Below are 15,235 nucleotides of genomic sequence, written 5' to 3'. Positions count from 1 at the left end.
GCGTCGTCGGTGTCGACGGCGACGGTTCTCGGCCTGCTCGGGCGGTCCGCTAGTACTGCTGGCTATTACTAGCCATTGCGGACGATCGGCGTCGGTCGGGTGGATCGAGATGTCGCCCTGGGTAGCGGCGCATCGGACCAGTCCGGCTGGCGCGTAACCCTTTCGTGACAAGTTTGGTTAGCCTTGCCTGTGTCAATTTTGGGCAGCCTAACCTACTCTTGCGGAGGTCAACAAGGCCCTTCGAGCCGAGTGCTCGTCGGGTGCTGCGGCCTTGACCAGGTGCGATGTTGATCGGCCGCTGCTCGTGTTGTCGAGACTTCTCAGGCGCCACGGGCTGCACGTCCCCGATCGCTCGAACCGCAGGCCGCTTCACCCGGAGGACGCCGCTTCACCCGAGTGCGTCGAACAGCGACTCACGAAGACATCAGGCAGGGGTGCGATGGACACGAAGAGTGCCCGCGAGGTGGGCTTCGCGGAGCGGTTGAGAGATCGTGGTCGGGACTGGCATGAGGCCGCTCGGCACACCGCGTATCTGGATGCGTTGCTCGCGGGCGGGCTGTCTCGAGAGAGCTATGCGGGGCTCGTCGGTCAGCACTTCCTGCTGTACCGACGGCTGGAGGCGGCGGCGGAGGCGATGCGCCCCCATCCGGTCGCGGGCCGTTTCGTCTTCGACGAGCTGTCGCGTACCACCGCGCTCGAGGCCGACCTCCGCCACCTGCACGGTCCACAGTGGCGCGACCGCATCGAGCCGACGTCCGCGACCGTGCGCTATCTCGATCGGGTCGACGAGGTCTGCTTCGACTGGCCGGGCGGATTCGTCGCACATCACTACACCCGCTACCTGGGCGATCTCTCCGGCGGTCGCATCGTCGCTCGTCGGCTCCACGAGATCTACGGCTTCGACGGCGACGGCGCCCGCTTCTACGCCTTCGACGCGATCCCCCGGCCGCCCAGGTTCAAGGCGGCCTATCGGGCGCTGCTCGACGGCACGGAGTGGGACGCGGCCGAGCAGGACCGGGTGATCGAGGAATCCCTCCTGGCCTACCGGCTGAACACCGAGATGCTCGCCGATCTGGCCTCGGTGCATCTGCCGCACATCCCCCGCCCCGCCGCGTATTCGATCGAGACCGAGGACGTCGCCTGATGCGCGATGCCGCTGAGGGCACCGGGAAGCCGCCGCTGCGGTTCTTCGCGTTGACGGTCCTGTCGATGCTGGCGTTGTCGGTGCCGGGGCTCTCGCTGCCGGGCCTGGCCGGTCCCGTCGCGCACGCCGAATCCGCGCAGGCCGAGTCGGTCGAGGCTACGGGCGAGGCAGGGCAGACACTGATCCTCTCCCGCGCCGACGGGCTCGATCCGGCGGGCGAACAGGTCACCGTCGTCGGTCGGGGATTCGACGAGAACAAGGGGATCTACGTCGCGCTGTGCGTCCTGCCCGAGCCGGGCGGGCAGCCGGGTCCCTGTCTCGGCGGCGTCGACATGGAGGGGGAGAGCGGCGCGTCGAGCTGGATCTCCTCCACTCCGCCGCCGTACGGGGAGGGACTGGCCACGCCCTATGCGGACGACGGCTCGTTCACGGTCGAGCTGAGCGTGCAGGCGCAGGACCAGTTCACCGACTGCCTGGACACGCCGTGCGGAGTCGTCACCCGCGCCGACCACCTGCGCACGGGCGACCGAAGCCAGGACGTGCTTATTCCGGTCAGCTTCGCCGAGTCGTCGGGGGGCGACCCGGCGGACGCCTCGGCTGACGCGGCCGCTGCGGGCGAGGGCGACGATCCGGTCACCGATGCCGCCCAGCCCGCAGCCGAGCCCGAGGGCCCGTCGACCGGCCTCGTCGTCGGCGGAGTGGCGGCGGCCGTGGTGGTGCTGCTCGCCGTCGTGCTCGTGATGATCCGCCGCCGAGCTGCCACGAACCCGACTGCCACGAACCCCGCTGCTGCGAACAAGACCGCCACGGGCACGACTCCCACGGATGGAGGGCCCGCAGGCGATGCGTCTCGCTGATCGGGGTCGCCTGACCCTCGCGGTCCTCGGGATCGGCTGCCTCACGGCCTGCGGCCTGCCCGTCGACTCCGAGGCCGAGGCAGGCGGCACGTTCACCTGTCTGCCCGCGCCCGACTCGGCGGGTGCGGTCGTCGTCGATCCGCTCCGGTCGCCGAGCCCGGAACTGCCGGTGACGGTCACCTCGTCGGACGGCGCCGAGGTGACGGTCACCGACGTGAGTCGGATCGTGGCGGTGAATCTGAACGGCTCACTCGCCGAGATCGTCTTCAGTCTCGGGCTCGGGGACAACGTGGTCGGCCGCGACGTCTCGACCACCTTCGCGCAGGCCGAGCAGCTGCCGGTGGTCACGCAGGCACACGACTTGTCGGCCGAGGGCGTGCTCGATCTGGACCCGAGCCTGGTGCTGATCGATACCAGCATCGGCCCGCCCGAGGTGATCACCCAGCTCCGGGAGTCCGGCGTGCCGGTGGTCTCCTTCGAGGAGTCCTGGTCGATCGAGGAGATCGCCCCGCGCATCGAGGCGGTGGCCGGCGCGCTCGGGGTGGCCGAGGCCGGGGACCGTCTCGTCGAGCGCACCGAGGCGGAACTGACCGAGGCGCTGGACCGGGTGCGGTCCGACGGGCCGAGTCCGCGCATCGCGTTCCTCTATATGCGCGGCACCGCCGGGGTGTATCTGATGGCGGGCGAGGGCTCCGGCGCTGACTCGATGATCGAGGCGATCGGCGGCGTCGACGCGGGCAGTGACATCGGCATCGAGCGCTTCCGGCCGATCACCAGCGAGGCGCTGATCAACGCGGCGCCCGACGTCATCCTGATGATGTCCGGCGGTCTGGAGTCGGTCGGCGGCATCGACGGGCTGGTCGACGTGCCGGGCGTCGCGCAGACGCCCGCAGGTCGGGACCGATGTGTGGTGGACGTCGAGGACGGCACCCTGCTCAGCTTCGGACCACGCACCGGGCAGATCGTCCTCGACCTGGCGGCCAGGATCGAGCGCGCGGAATGACCAGCACGACGCGTGACTCCTCGGCCGAGGGCGGCTCGCCGGGCACCTCGGAGACGCCGAGCACGTCGGAGACGCCGGACTCGGAGGTGCCGAGCTCGGCCGATGCCTCGGCGAGCCAGCAGGCCGCCGGGCCCGTGACGACGTCGTCCGCCGCCTCGGCCGAGGTGCCCCGGCACACCGGTCGTCGCAGGCTGGTCCGTGGCGGGCTGCTCGTGCTGCTCTCCGGCGGCCTGCTCGCGGTGTGCGTGGTGGCGGCAGGCGTCGGTCAGGTCCGCGTGCCGCCTGCCGAGGTGCTCGGCTCGCTGCTGCACTGGCTCGGGATCGAACTCGGTCCGCTGCCCGCTCACCCGCAGGGCCAGAGTGCCTTGTGGAACGTGCGATTCCCCCGGGTGCTGCTCGGCGTGCTGGTCGGCGCCGCGCTCGGCTGCGCGGGCGCCGTGATGCAGGGCGTCTTCGGCAATCCGCTCGCCGAGCCCAGTGTCATCGGCGTGTCCTCCGGCGCGGCGGTGGGTGCGTTCACCGTGATCGTGTTCGGTCTGACCACGTTCGGCAACGCGACCATGGCCGTGGCGGCGTTCATCGGGGGACTGCTCACCACGCTCCTCGTCTACAGCCTCTCCCGTACCGAAGGGCGCACCGACGTCGTCACGATGATCCTCACCGGCATCTCGGTGAACGCCCTGGCAGGCGCGGTGATCGGCTTCTTCACCTTCCTCGCCGACGACGACGTCCGCACCGCGATGGCCTTCTGGAATCTCGGCAGCCTCAACCGGGCGCTGTGGCCTGCGGTGTGGGTGGTGGCCTGCTGCGTGGCGCTGGGGCTCTCGGTGTCGTTCCGTCATGCGCGGCGCCTGGATCTGCTCGCGCTCGGCGAGCGGTCCGCGCGGCACCTCGGTGTGGACGTGGAACGGCTGCGGCTGCGGCTCGTGATCACGGCGGCCCTGCTCACGGCGGCGGGCGTCGCGTTCACCGGGGTCATCGGCTTCGTCGGTCTGGTGGTGCCGCACGTGATCCGGCTGATCGCGGGCCCTGGTCATCGGCTTCTGCTGCCCGCGAGCGCGTTGGGCGGGGCGCTGGTCGTGGTCGCGGCGGATCTGTTGGCCCGCAACCTGATCGAGCATCAGGAACTTCCGCTCGGCGTGCTGACCGCGCTGGTCGGCGGACCGTTCTTCCTGTGGCTGATCAGGCGGACGCGCTCCAGGCCGGGGGGTTGGGCATGAGCCGAGGACCGCGCTGGAGCCGATTCCGGGTGCCCGCCGCTCCCTCGGCGCGCATCCCTGGGACGTCCGCGCTGCGAGCCGAGGGCGTCGGCGTGCGTCTCGGCGGCAGCACGGTGCTCGACGGTGTCGATCTGACCACGACGGCGGGCCGGGTGACCGCGCTCGTCGGGCCCAACGGCGCGGGAAAGTCGACGTTGTTGGCGGTGCTCGCGGGCGACCGACGTCCCGACGAGGGCAGAGTGCTGCTGGACTCCCGGTCGCTGACCGAGTTCTCGGTGCGCGAGCTGGCGCTGCGGCGGGCCGTGCTGCCGCAGCGGGTCACCCTGTCCTTTCCGTTCAGCGTGCTCGACGTCGTGCGCATGGGCCGCGCACCCTGGCAGGGCGTGGAGTCCGATGTGGACGACGAATCGGCTGTGCACGAGGCGATGGCGGCGGCCCAGGTGACGGAGTTCGCCGCTCGTCCGTTCTTCTCGCTCTCCGGCGGGGAACGGGCGCGGGTCGCCCTGGCCAGGGTGCTCGCGCAGCGCACGGGACTGCTGCTGCTCGACGAGCCGACGGCCGCACTCGACCTCCGGCACCAGGAGTCCGTCCTGCGCGTCGCGGTGGATCGGGCCGCCGCCGGAGACGCGGTGGTGGTGGTCCTGCACGATCTCGGGCTCGCCGCCGCCTACGCCGATCGCGTCGCCGTCCTCGCCTGCGGGCGGCTGATCGCGGCGGGTCCGCCGTTGGAGGTGTTGACCTCGCGACTGTTGTCCGAGGTCTACCGGCATGACGTCGAAGTCCTGCCACATCCTCGCACCGGTGCCCCGCTGATCCTGCCGCGTCGAGACTGACCCGCCGCGCTCAGGTCCTGTGCGGCCGAGGTCGGGGCGGCCACGCGGCGTTCGAGTCCCAGGTGATGTCGGGGCAGGCTCCGTCTGCGGTGTCTCCGCCGCAGGAGAGGGCATCGGGCCCGGCGCATCCTGGGCGGGAGCAGGCTCGATCAGTGCGCCTGCGAGGCCGATTCCGACGGCGACGACGAGTCCGAGGAGCCGGACCCGCGATGCTCGCCGCCGGGCGACATCGTGGTCGGCAGCCACCCGCGCGCGGCGGCCATGACGACGAACGCCCCCCGCCGAGGCCGGCGAAGGGCGTTCGAACAGCCGGGACAGACGCTAGCGGGTCGAGCCCTGCGCGTCGGGCAACGGCGTCCCGGTGGCGGTCTCGTCGGTGGGGACATCGGCACGGGCATCCGATCCGACCGCGCCGACCGCCTGCGTCTGGCCGCGTCGGACCGCACTGAGCAGCAGCTGGGCGACGTCCACGACCTCCACGTTCTCGCCCTGGCCCTCACTCTGCTTCGCGGTCACGCCGTCGGTGAGCATCACGCGGCAGAACGGACAGCCGGTGGCGATCTTCGTCGGCGCGGTCCCGAGCGCCTCGTCGACCCGTTCGACGTTGATCCGCTTGCCGACCCGCTCCTCCATCCACATCCGTGCACCGCCCGCGCCGCAGCACATCGAGCGGTCCCCGTGCCGGGGCATCTCCCGCATGGCCGCGCCGGAGGCGCCGATCAGCTCGCGCGGCGGGCTGTAGACCTGGTTGTGCCTGCCGAGGTAGCAGGGGTCGTGATACGTGACGTCCTCGGCGACGGCGGCCACCGGGACCAGCCGCCGCTCGCGGACGAGCCGATTCAGCAGTTGGGTGTGGTGGACGACCTCGTACTCCCCGCCGAGCTGGGAGTACTCGTTGGCCAGGCTGTTGAAGCAGTGCGCGCAGGTCGCCACGATCTTGCGCTTGTGCTTCTCCCTGCCCTCGAAGACGGCGTTGAGCGTCTCCACGTTCTGCTGGGCCAGCATCTGGAACAGGAACTCGTTGCCCGCGCGTCGGGCCGGGTCGCCGGTGCAGGTCTCGTCCGGGCCCAGCACCGTGTACTTGACGTCGGCCAGGTGGAGCAGCTCGGCGACGGCCTGGGTGGTCTTGCGGGCTCGATCCTCGAAGGCGCCCGCACAGCCGACCCAGTACAGGTACTCGACGTCCTCGGCCAGCTCGCCGTCGAAGACGGGGACCTCGAAGTCCAGCTCCTGGGTCCAGGCCAGCCGGTCCTTGGCGTTCTGGCCCCAGGGGTTGCCCTTGTTCTCCAGGTTCTTGAACATCCCGCCGAGTTCGCTGGGGAAGTTCGACTCGATGAGCACCTGGTAGCGCCGCATGTCGATGATGTGGTCGACGTGCTCGATGTCCACCGGGCACTGCTCGACGCAGGCGCCGCAGGTGGTGCACGACCACAGGACCTCGGGGTCGATGACGCCGAGTTCGTCGAGCCCGCCGACCAGCGGACGTTCCGCCTCGGCGAGCACGTCGCGGTGGATCGCCGCGATCCTCGCCTCCGCGTCGTCGCCGGTGATGCCGACCTCGTCGCCCGCCATGTCCTTGCTGCCGCCCGCGAGCAGGTACGGGGCCTTCGCGTAGGCGTGATCACGCAGCGAGGTGATCAGCAGCTTCGGCGACAGCGGCTTGGCGGTGTTCCACGCGGGGCACTGCGACTGGCAACGGCCGCACTCGGTGCAGGTGGAGAAGTCCAGCCAGCCCTTCCAGCTGAAGTCCTCGATCTTGCCCGCACCGAAGACGTCCTTGTCGGGGTCGGCCTCCTCGAAGTCCAGCGGCTTGCCGCCGCTCATCATCGGCTTCACGGCGCCCAGCGCGACGGCGCCGTCGGCCTCGCGCTTGAAGTAGATGTTGAAGAAGGCGCTGAAGCGGTGCCAGGCGACGCCCATGGTGAGGTTCCTGGCGATGACGATCGCCCAGGTCATCGAGATCAGGACCTTCACCGTCGCGACGATCGAGATGCCGAGGGCGGAGGCGGGGAGGATCGCACCCAGCGCGTGCGAGATCGGCGCCGCCCACACCGGGTAGGCCAGGTGATCGGTGGCCGCCTTGAAGCCCCTGATGAGCAGGATGCAGACACCGACACCGAGGATGACGGCCTCGACGAAGTAGGCCTGCCAGAAGTTCGAGCCCGCGAAGCGGGACTGGAGGTCGGCGCGGCGGGGGTGACTGCGCTGCCGGATGACGATCAGGACCAGGATGCCCAGCACCGTGGTGGTCGCCATGATCTCGACGAACAGGCCCCACAGGCTCCAGGAACCCAGGATCGGCAGGCTGAAGAACGGATTCCAGGTCTCGCCGTAGGCCTCGACGAGGGTCAGGATCAGCGTGATGAAGCCGACCATCACGAACCAGTGCGCGACCCCGACGATGCCCCATTTGAGCATCCGGGTGTGGCCGACGATCTCGACCAGCATCGTCTTCAGCCTGCGCGGGAGCGGGCCGTTGCGGGTCGGGTCCGGCTGACCCAGCCGGACGGTGCGCACGATGCTCACTGCCGCCTTGATCAACAGGACGAGCGCGACCGCGGTCACCGCATAGCTGATCGCCGCCAGGGCCAGGTGCAGGACGTCCATCCCCGAAGCCTCCAGTCCGAACTTTCGAGTGTGGGCAGCGTACGTCAAGTTACCGGTCGGTAACCACCGTGGTGTCGGCGGTACGACGAGTGTCCCCTGCCCGGACCACGCGACTTCGAGCGCGTTGACGTTCGACAGGATCACCGCGCGATCGTGTCCGTGTTCCCAGGGACGTCCGCCGGTCCCGCCGTTCTGGTGCGCCTGCGGCGGCTTCGGGCCTTGCAGTCTTCGTCGTCGGCGAGCCCGTCGTGGGAGGCGGCGAGCAGGCGGCGGTGCCTTGCCCAGGCCGGATTCGAGCAGGCAGCCGAGCGAGCGGACTAGGGTGACGGCCCGCGCGTGTCGGTCGGTCCGAAGTCCCGAGCCGTGCCGGAGCTGCCCGTGAGCCCGGTCCAGTGTGGACCGCCGGCGGCGAACCGCCGCGCCCGGCTCGGCGTGGAGCAGGCCGGGGTCGCCGTTCTCGGCCCGTCCCTCGTGCGAAGAAGACGTGACGGGTAGTCGTGCGTCGACATCGGCCCGGACGGCCCGGACGCGAGAGAGGGCGGCCACTCCGATCTGGAGTGGCCGCCCTCTCGGTCGTTCAGCGGTTCATCGAACCGGTATCACCGGGTATCAGGCGATGCCGTCGGTGCCCGCGGCGTTGCGACGCCGGAACTTGAGCGCCATGAAGGTTCCGCCTGCGAGTGCCACGCCGCCGATGATGATCAGCGGGAGGATGAAGTTCGCACCGGTGTCAGCCAGGTCGTCCTCGTCCTCGTCCGGAGCACCGGCACCCGGGCCTTCCCCGTCACCGTCGCCGGGCGGCGTGGTGGGGGGCGGGACCTCGCCGTCTTCGTCCAGCACGATGTAGGTCACGCTGGCGGTCGCGGAGTCGACACCGTCGATGACCTGCACGGCGGTGATGGTGTGCGAGCCCGCGGGCAGCGCGTCGACGACGTTGACGGACCAGTTGCCGTCGGCGTCGGCGTCGGAGCTGCCGATCTCCTTGTCGTCGACCGAGACGGTGACGATCGCACCGGCCTCAGCGGTACCGCTGACGGTCGGCGTGGCGTTGTCGCTCTCGGCGCCGTCGGCGGGCTCCAGGATGGCCGGAGCGGCCGGGGCGACGAAGAAGGTGAGGCTGGTCTCCTCGGAGGTCCAGCTCTCGCCGCCCACCGTCAGCGACTGCGTCGCGGTGACCGAGTATTCGCCGACCGGCAGCGCGTCGTTGGGACGAAGCTCCCAGGCACCGTCAGCGTCGGCCTGAACCTCGGCGGTCTGGTCGTTGATCTGCACGGAGAGCGTGGCGAACGGGTTCGCGGTACCGCTGATGACCTGCTCGTCCTCGCCGACGCGCTGGCCGTCCTCGGGGGACTCGATGACCGGCGCGTTGACCTCGGTGAGAACGGCGACGCCGTCCAGGTGGGGCAGCACGTCGGAGGTCAGCGAGACGCCGAGCGAGATCGGGTCGATCGGGTTGCCCTGACCGTCCGTGATCTCGCAGCCGCCGTCGGCGTTGCCCGCGGCAGCGGAGGTGATGCCGACGGCGAGGGAGCCCGCGACGATGGCACCGCCACTGTCACCGCCCTCGGTGCAGGCGCTGTGCTCGAAGCCGTCGATGTCGACGAGGTTTCCGTTGCCGTCGTTCACGCCCTCCCAGGTGGTCGCGGCGTGTGTGATCTCGCCACAGGTGTACTGGGTGGTGCGGCCCGACTTGCAGACCTCCATGCCCTCGATCGGCGCGACGACCCCGGTGAGGGTGGTCGTGGAGCCGTCCCAGGTGTTGACGGCCGGGGCGATGGTGTCGCCGGTGACGTTGATGGTCGCGAAGTCGGTGTTGTTCTCACCGAAGGACACGACGTCGAAGTCGCCGAGGCGCTCCAGCGGCAGCGTCGGCTCCTGGCCGGGGGTCTCCCGGTAGGCGACGCTGTAGTCCTCGTCGCCGTAGCAGTGCCCGGCGGTCAGGTACAGGGGGCTGCCTGCGGCGTTGTACGCCGGGAAGCCGAAGGAGCAGATGCCGAGGAGCTGGTCCTCGGCCTGGTTGCCGGTGAAGTAGCCGTCGCCCGCGTTGATCTCGACGAGCCTGCGCTCGGCGGTCTCCTGCTGGGTCGTGACGTCGACACCGACGTTCGGGACCTGGCCTGCGAGGCCTGCGGCCTCTTCGCCATTGGCGAGGGTCACGACGACCGAGCTGCTCTGGACGTCGACCGAGACGCCTGCGACGAGGCCGCCCTGGCCGGACGCCCACGAGGCGAGTTCTGCGCTCGCGGCGTCGAGCTGGCTGAGGCTGGGTCCACCGACCTCGACCTCGGCACCGAGATCGACGGCGACCTGCGCCGCCGCGTTGTCGGTGACCTTGACGTGGAGCGAGTTCGTGTCCGAGTTGAACCACGAGCCGCCGAAGCTGTCGCCCAGTTCACCGGCGAGCCGGGTGCTGGTGATCGACGCGTTGCCTGCCGCCGTGGCCTGCTCTGCGTATGCCTCGGCGCTGATGCCGAGGTCACGCTCGATGGCGACCTGCATCTCGGAGGGGATCGACTCGACGTTCACGTCGGCGCTGCTCAGCGGGGACGCATCCTCGGTCTGGGCGCTTGCGACGCCCCCGAAGGCCCCCAGGGTGACAACACCGGCGGACAACGCCGCGGCGAGCAGCCCCCGACTGGGACTTGCCTTGCTCATTTAGCTCCTTCCCCAGTGCCCCAGCCCCCCGGTTGGGGTCACACGTTCAGGTGACGAGGGGACCGTAACCTCACGGAAGGTTGGCACGGGTGGTGCTCGTGAAAATAGGCACGAAGTTGACCTGTTCGTTATATGCGCAGCGTGCGGGTTCGTTGACCGTGCGTCTGGCTTTGGGTGATGCGTCCGAAATGTGCGTGTACCCTGCGAAGCCGCCAGTCAGCTGCCCCGCTTAGCTCCATGGAGTGATCGCATTGTCACTTCAGGTGAGATTCGTGCGTGGCAATGGGGCCGCTGGGGCACGCGAGCGCGACGAGGCAGAGCGATTTCCCTGGTGCGCCAGGGGTCCGAAGAGCGTCGCGGTCGATCTTCGAGTGATCGATCCGTGATCGGCTGTCGAGGGTGACGCCGATCGCCCCTTCGGCGGCCTGTCGATCCACCTGGTGGGACGGTGCGAGCGGCCTGCGCACTCGCTCGGCGGGCGGGCGTCCCCGATCCGCGGGCGTCGGCGACTCGGGCGGGCTCGGAGCGACTTCTCGGCGCGAGAGTCTGCGGGGCGATACGGGGCGATAGCGGCAGGCCGAGCCCGACCCCTCCGGTGGCGTGACCGGCCGGCCGGTGCCGGGCGACCCCCGCCTCGCCTGGCGTTGGGGTTGGATCGTGATCCGCGTCTCGTCGGGTCAGGCGAGGGCGGACTCGGGAACTTCTCCCCGATATCCTGCGTTCACAGGCAGGAAGGTTGAGTGGAACTCGCTCAAGTCGCCGTCGTGGGCCTGTAGGTCTGCCAGACTTGAGCGTGAGCCGCTCAGGCTCTGACACACACGTCTTTTAGCTGGAGGTTCCTCGATGTCGCGTGCGGTCGGTATCGACCTCGGTACGACCAACTCGGTTGTCGCCGTGTTGGAGGGTGGTGAACCGACGGTCATCGCGAACTCCGAGGGTTCGCGGACGACGCCGTCGGTCGTCGCGTTCGCGAAGAACGGCGAGGTGCTGGTCGGCCAGTCGGCCAAGAACCAGGCGGTCACCAACGTCGACCGGACGATCCGCTCGGTCAAGCGGTACATGGGTACCGACTGGACCGTGGAGATCGACGGCAAGAAGTACACCTCGCAGGAGATCAGCGCCAGGACCCTGCAGAAGCTGAAGCGGGACGCCGAGGCCTACCTCGGCGAGGAGATCACCGACGCTGTGATCACCGTGCCCGCCTACTTCGAGGACGCCCAGCGGCAGGCCACCAAGGAGGCCGGGACGATCGCGGGGCTCAACGTGCTCCGCATCGTCAACGAGCCGACGGCGGCCGCGCTGGCCTACGGCCTGGACAAGGGCGAGAAGGAACAGACGATCCTCGTCTTCGACCTCGGCGGCGGCACGTTCGACGTGTCCCTGCTGGAGATCGGCGACGGCGTCGTCGAGGTCCGCGCCACCTCGGGTGACAACCTCCTCGGCGGTGACGACTGGGACCAGCGGGTCGTGGACTGGCTGGTCGAGAAGTTCAAGTCCTCGCAGGGCATCGACCTGACCAAGGACAAGATGGCCATGCAGCGGCTGCGTGAGGCCGCCGAGAAGGCCAAGATCGAGCTGTCCTCCTCGTCGACGGCCGCGATCAACCTGCCGTACATCACGGTCGACTCCGAGAAGAACCCGCTGTTCCTGGACGAGACGCTCTCCCGCGCCGAGTTCCAGCGCATCACCTCGGACCTGCTCGACCGCTGCCGCGCGCCGTTCGCCAACGTCATCAAGGACGCGGGCGTCTCGATCTCGGCCATCGACCACGTCGTCCTGGTCGGCGGCTCCACCCGGATGCCCGCCGTCGGCGAGCTGATCACCGAGCTGACCGGCGGACGCGAGCCCAACAAGGGCGTGAACCCCGACGAGGTCGTCGCGGTCGGCGCCTCGTTGCAGGCGGGCGTCCTCAAGGGCGAGGTCAAGGACGTCCTGCTGCTCGACGTCACCCCGCTGTCCCTGGGCATCGAGACCAAGGGCGGCGTCATGACCAAGCTCATCGAGCGCAACACGACGATCCCGACCAAGCGCTCGGAGATCTTCACCACCGCCGACGACAACCAGCCCTCGGTGCAGATCCAGGTCTTCCAGGGTGAGCGCGAGATCGCCGCCTACAACAAGAAGCTCGGCATGTTCGAGCTGATCGGGCTGCCGCCGTCGCCGCGCGGCCTGCCGCAGATCGAGGTCACCTTCGACATCGACGCGAACGGCATCGTGCACGTGTCCGCGAAGGACCTGGGCACCGGCAACGAGCAGTCGATGACCATCACCGGCGGCTCGGCCCTGCCCAAGGACGAGATCGACCGGATGATGCAGGAAGCCGAGGCGCACGCCGAGGACGACAAGCAGCGTCGTGAGGAGGCGGAGGTCCGCAACCAGGCGGAGACCCTCGTCTACCAGACCGAGAAGTTCATCAAGGACAACGACGAGAAGCTGCCCGCCGAGGCCAAGGAGAAGGTGACGACGGCCGTCACCGAGGCCAAGGAAGCCCTCAAGGGCACCGACGTCGCGGCGATCCGCACCGCAGTGGAGAAGCTGGCCACCGAGTCGCAGACCCTGGGCCAGGCGCTCTACGCCGACGCGGGAGCTGCGGGCGCCCCCGGTGCCGAGGGCGCCGAGGCACCCGGCGGGGCAGGTGCCGGTGCTGGTGCCGGTGCGCAGAAGGACGACGTCGTGGACGCCGAGATCGTCGACGAGGACGACAAGGACAAGAAGTGAGTTCCTCGGACCGAGCGGAGAACGGGGAGAACGAGAGCGGGACGGAGCAGCCGCGGTTCGCGTTCCACGACCGCCGCCGCATCGACCCGCAGACCGGAGAGGTGCGTGTGTCCGAGCCCGCCGATGCGACGTCCGAGAAGCAGGCCGCCCCGTCCGAGAACTCCGCGGACACTGCTGCCGCCGGACCGGACGCGGTGATCGAAGCCGAGGAGACGGTGGACTCGGCCGCCGATCAGCCGGTCTTCCCGACCGAGGACGACGTCGCCGACCTGACGGCGGCGGCCGAGGCGGCAGCCGCGTCCCCCCCGTCGGGGGCGGCCGACCCGGTCCAGGCCGAGTGGGAGGACCTCACCCGGCAGCTCGCCGACCGCACGGCCGATCTGAAGCGGTTGAACGCCGAGTACGCGAACTACCGCAAGCGGGTCGACCGTGATCGGGAGGCCGTCGCGGTGGCGGGTCGATCCCAGCTCGCGGCCGAGCTCCTCGTCGTCCTGGACGACCTGGAGCGGGCCGAGGCCCACGGTGATCTGACCGGTGCCTTCCGGTCGGTGGCGGACAAGCTGGTCGGGGCACTCACCAAGTCGGGCCTCGAGCCCTACGGTGAGGCGAACGAGCCGTTCGACCCGACGGCGCACGAAGCGGTGCAGCACGACACGTCTCCCGACGTGTCCGGGCCGACCGTGACGATGGTGCTCCGGCGCGGTTACCGGTTCGGCGACCGGATCCTGCGCCCGGCTCTGGTCGCGGTCACCGACTACGAGGCCGCCGCGCCCGCCTCCTCGGCGGCCGCGGCGGACGAGACGCCGTCGAGTGATCAGCAGGCAGGCTCGTCGACCGACGCTGTCGGCGAGTCGGCTGCCAAGGAAGACTGATCGTCAGAAGGGGGGACGTCCGAATGAGCGCGAGAGACTGGATCGAGAAGGACTTCTACGCGGAGTTGGGCGTCCCTCCTGACGCGTCCTCTGACGAGGTGAAGCGGTCCTACCGCAAGCTCGCCAGGGAACTGCATCCGGACGCGAACCCGGGCGACACCAAGGCCGAGTCCCGCTTCAAGGCGGTGTCCGAGGCCTATGGCGTGCTCTCTGACTCGGAGAAGCGCAAGCAGTACGACGAGGCGCGCAGACTCTTCGGCGGCTCGGGCGGTGGCGGCTTCCGTCCCAACAACTTCGAGGGCTTCGGCAACAGCACCTTCGACTTCAGCGACATGTTCGCCAACCGGGGTGGCGGTGCGGCAGGCGGTGCGGGCGGGATCGGCGACATCCTCGGCGGTCTCTTCGGCAAGCAGCGGGGCGCCCAACAGGGCGGTGCCCGACCGCAGCGCGGCGCGGACGTGGAGACCGAGATCCGTCTCGACTTCGTCGAGGCGATCCGGGGCGCCACCGTTCCGCTGCGGCTGTCCAGCCCGGCGGCCTGCACCACCTGTCACGGCTCCGGTGCCCGCCCCGGCACCTCGCCGAGGACGTGTCCGACGTGTTCCGGCGCGGGTCTGGTCACCCGCAGCCAGGGGGCCTTCGCGTTCAGCGAGCCGTGCCGTGACTGCCGGGGCACCGGAAAGCTGATCGACGATCCCTGCCCGGAATGCGGCGGTGACGGCGTCAGCACTCAGACCAGGACGCTGACGGTGCGCATCCCCAGCGGCGTCACCGACGGACAGCGCATTCGACTCTCCGGACAGGGCGAGCCGGGCAGGCGCGGCGCGGCCGCAGGCGATCTCTACGTCCGAGTGCACGTCACCCCGCACCCGGTGTTCGGCCGAGAGGGTGACGATCTGACCCTGGCGCTCCCGGTGACCTTTCCCGAGCTGACCCTGGGCGCCACACTGAGTGTGCCGACCCTGGACGGGCGGGTGTCGGTGAAGGTGGCGCCCGGTACGACCAGCGGCCGCGTGCTGCGTGTCCGTGGCCGGGGCATCGGCAAACGGGACGGTTCCACGGGCGATCTGCTCGTGACTCTCCAGGTCACCGTCCCGTCCCGGCTGGAGGGCAAGGCCGAGGAGGCCCTGCGTGCCTACGCGGAGGCCACCGAGGAGCACGATCCCCGTGCCGAGCTGACCAGACTGTTGGACGACGGACACCGGGGGTGACGCCGACGTGTTCCCCACTGCGGAGGTCGCGACGGTGAGGGCAGGGCTGCCCGGGAGCGTGGCGACGTCCCTCCCTGGGTACTTCGCAGCCGATACCGTCGATGCGATCGTCCCG

Annotated in this window: 10 protein-coding genes; 8 read left to right on the top strand and 2 right to left on the bottom strand. The window is 69.9% G+C overall.

The genetic code is table 11. The features are described 5' to 3' along the window. Positions 1-439: 439 nt before the first annotated feature. From UA74_RS29915 to UA74_RS29895, 5 genes are read left to right on the top strand one after another with little or no spacing between them, the layout of a single operon-like run. Positions 440-1,144, top strand: coding sequence for a biliverdin-producing heme oxygenase (locus UA74_RS29915; RefSeq protein ID WP_075743152.1), 705 nt, complete (start codon positions 440-442; stop codon positions 1,142-1,144). Beyond that, positions 1,144-2,001 (top strand): hypothetical protein, encoded by an 858-nt coding sequence (locus tag UA74_RS29910; protein WP_075743151.1) that lies wholly within the window; start codon positions 1,144-1,146, stop codon positions 1,999-2,001. Before UA74_RS29915 ends, UA74_RS29910 begins: the two co-directional genes overlap by 1 nt. After that, on the top strand, positions 1,988-3,004 hold the full coding sequence (locus UA74_RS29905) for a heme/hemin ABC transporter substrate-binding protein (protein ID WP_075744400.1): 1,017 nt from the start codon (positions 1,988-1,990) through the stop codon (positions 3,002-3,004). The genes UA74_RS29910 and UA74_RS29905 overlap by 14 nt, the downstream gene beginning before the upstream one ends. After that, entirely contained in the window at positions 3,001-4,224 is a 1,224-nt protein-coding gene (locus UA74_RS29900) for a FecCD family ABC transporter permease (protein ID WP_083683832.1), read from the top strand. Before UA74_RS29905 ends, UA74_RS29900 begins: the two co-directional genes overlap by 4 nt. Then, positions 4,179-5,057, top strand: a complete 879-nt coding sequence (locus UA74_RS29895) for a heme ABC transporter ATP-binding protein (protein ID WP_232237563.1) — start codon at positions 4,179-4,181, stop codon at positions 5,055-5,057. The genes UA74_RS29900 and UA74_RS29895 overlap by 46 nt, the downstream gene beginning before the upstream one ends. Positions 5,058-5,378: 321 nt before the next feature. Here UA74_RS29895 and UA74_RS29890 read toward each other — a convergent pair whose 3' ends face one another. Together UA74_RS29890 and UA74_RS29885 are read right to left on the bottom strand one after the other, a co-directional pair. Beyond that, the gene (locus tag UA74_RS29890; RefSeq protein WP_075744397.1) at positions 5,379-7,664 is read right to left on the bottom strand and encodes a (Fe-S)-binding protein; all 2,286 of its coding nucleotides are present in this window, start codon (positions 7,662-7,664) and stop codon (positions 5,379-5,381) included. Between the two features lie 609 nt (positions 7,665-8,273). Next, positions 8,274-10,319, bottom strand: a complete 2,046-nt coding sequence (locus UA74_RS29885) for a S1 family peptidase (protein ID WP_157434521.1) — start codon at positions 10,317-10,319, stop codon at positions 8,274-8,276. 843 nt (positions 10,320-11,162) lie between these two features. Between UA74_RS29885 and dnaK the strand changes: the two genes are divergently transcribed. Genes dnaK through dnaJ form a run of 3 tightly spaced genes read left to right on the top strand, consistent with a single transcriptional unit; the run spans position 11,163 to position 15,120 of the window. Then, entirely contained in the window at positions 11,163-13,037 is a 1,875-nt protein-coding gene (gene dnaK, locus UA74_RS29880; protein WP_075743149.1) for a molecular chaperone DnaK, read from the top strand. Beyond that, positions 13,034-13,909 carry a nucleotide exchange factor GrpE gene (locus tag UA74_RS29875; protein ID WP_075743148.1) on the top strand — a complete coding sequence of 292 codons (876 nt, stop codon included), beginning with the start codon at positions 13,034-13,036 and terminating at the stop codon, positions 13,907-13,909. Before dnaK ends, UA74_RS29875 begins: the two co-directional genes overlap by 4 nt. Before the next feature lie 23 nt (positions 13,910-13,932). Then, a complete protein-coding gene (gene dnaJ / locus UA74_RS29870) occupies positions 13,933-15,120 on the top strand; it encodes a molecular chaperone DnaJ (protein ID WP_075743147.1) in 1,188 nt (395 codons plus the stop codon). Positions 15,121-15,235: the final 115 nt, after the last annotated feature.

The sequence above is a fragment of the Actinoalloteichus fjordicus genome, assembly GCF_001941625.1.
In the GTDB taxonomy this organism is placed as follows: Bacteria; Actinomycetota; Actinomycetes; order Mycobacteriales; family Pseudonocardiaceae; genus Actinoalloteichus_A; species Actinoalloteichus_A fjordicus.
This window is presented reverse-complemented; position numbering and strand designations above follow the sequence as displayed.

Excerpts from the sequence above, each read along its gene's own strand:
- UA74_RS29915 (WP_075743152.1), top strand. The coding sequence starts at position 440 with ATGGACACGAAGAGTGCCCGCGAGGTGGGCTTCGCGGAGCGGTTGAGA.
- UA74_RS29910 (WP_075743151.1), top strand. The coding sequence starts at position 1,144 with ATGCGCGATGCCGCTGAGGGCACCGGGAAGCCGCCGCTGCGGTTCTTC.
- UA74_RS29905 (WP_075744400.1), top strand. The coding sequence starts at position 1,988 with ATGCGTCTCGCTGATCGGGGTCGCCTGACCCTCGCGGTCCTCGGGATC.
- UA74_RS29900 (WP_083683832.1), top strand. The coding sequence starts at position 3,001 with ATGACCAGCACGACGCGTGACTCCTCGGCCGAGGGCGGCTCGCCGGGC.
- UA74_RS29890 (WP_075744397.1), bottom strand. The coding sequence starts at position 7,664 with ATGGACGTCCTGCACCTGGCCCTGGCGGCGATCAGCTATGCGGTGACC.
- UA74_RS29885 (WP_157434521.1), bottom strand. The coding sequence starts at position 10,319 with ATGAGCAAGGCAAGTCCCAGTCGGGGGCTGCTCGCCGCGGCGTTGTCC.
- dnaK (WP_075743149.1), top strand. The coding sequence starts at position 11,163 with ATGTCGCGTGCGGTCGGTATCGACCTCGGTACGACCAACTCGGTTGTC.
- dnaJ (WP_075743147.1), top strand. The coding sequence starts at position 13,933 with ATGAGCGCGAGAGACTGGATCGAGAAGGACTTCTACGCGGAGTTGGGC.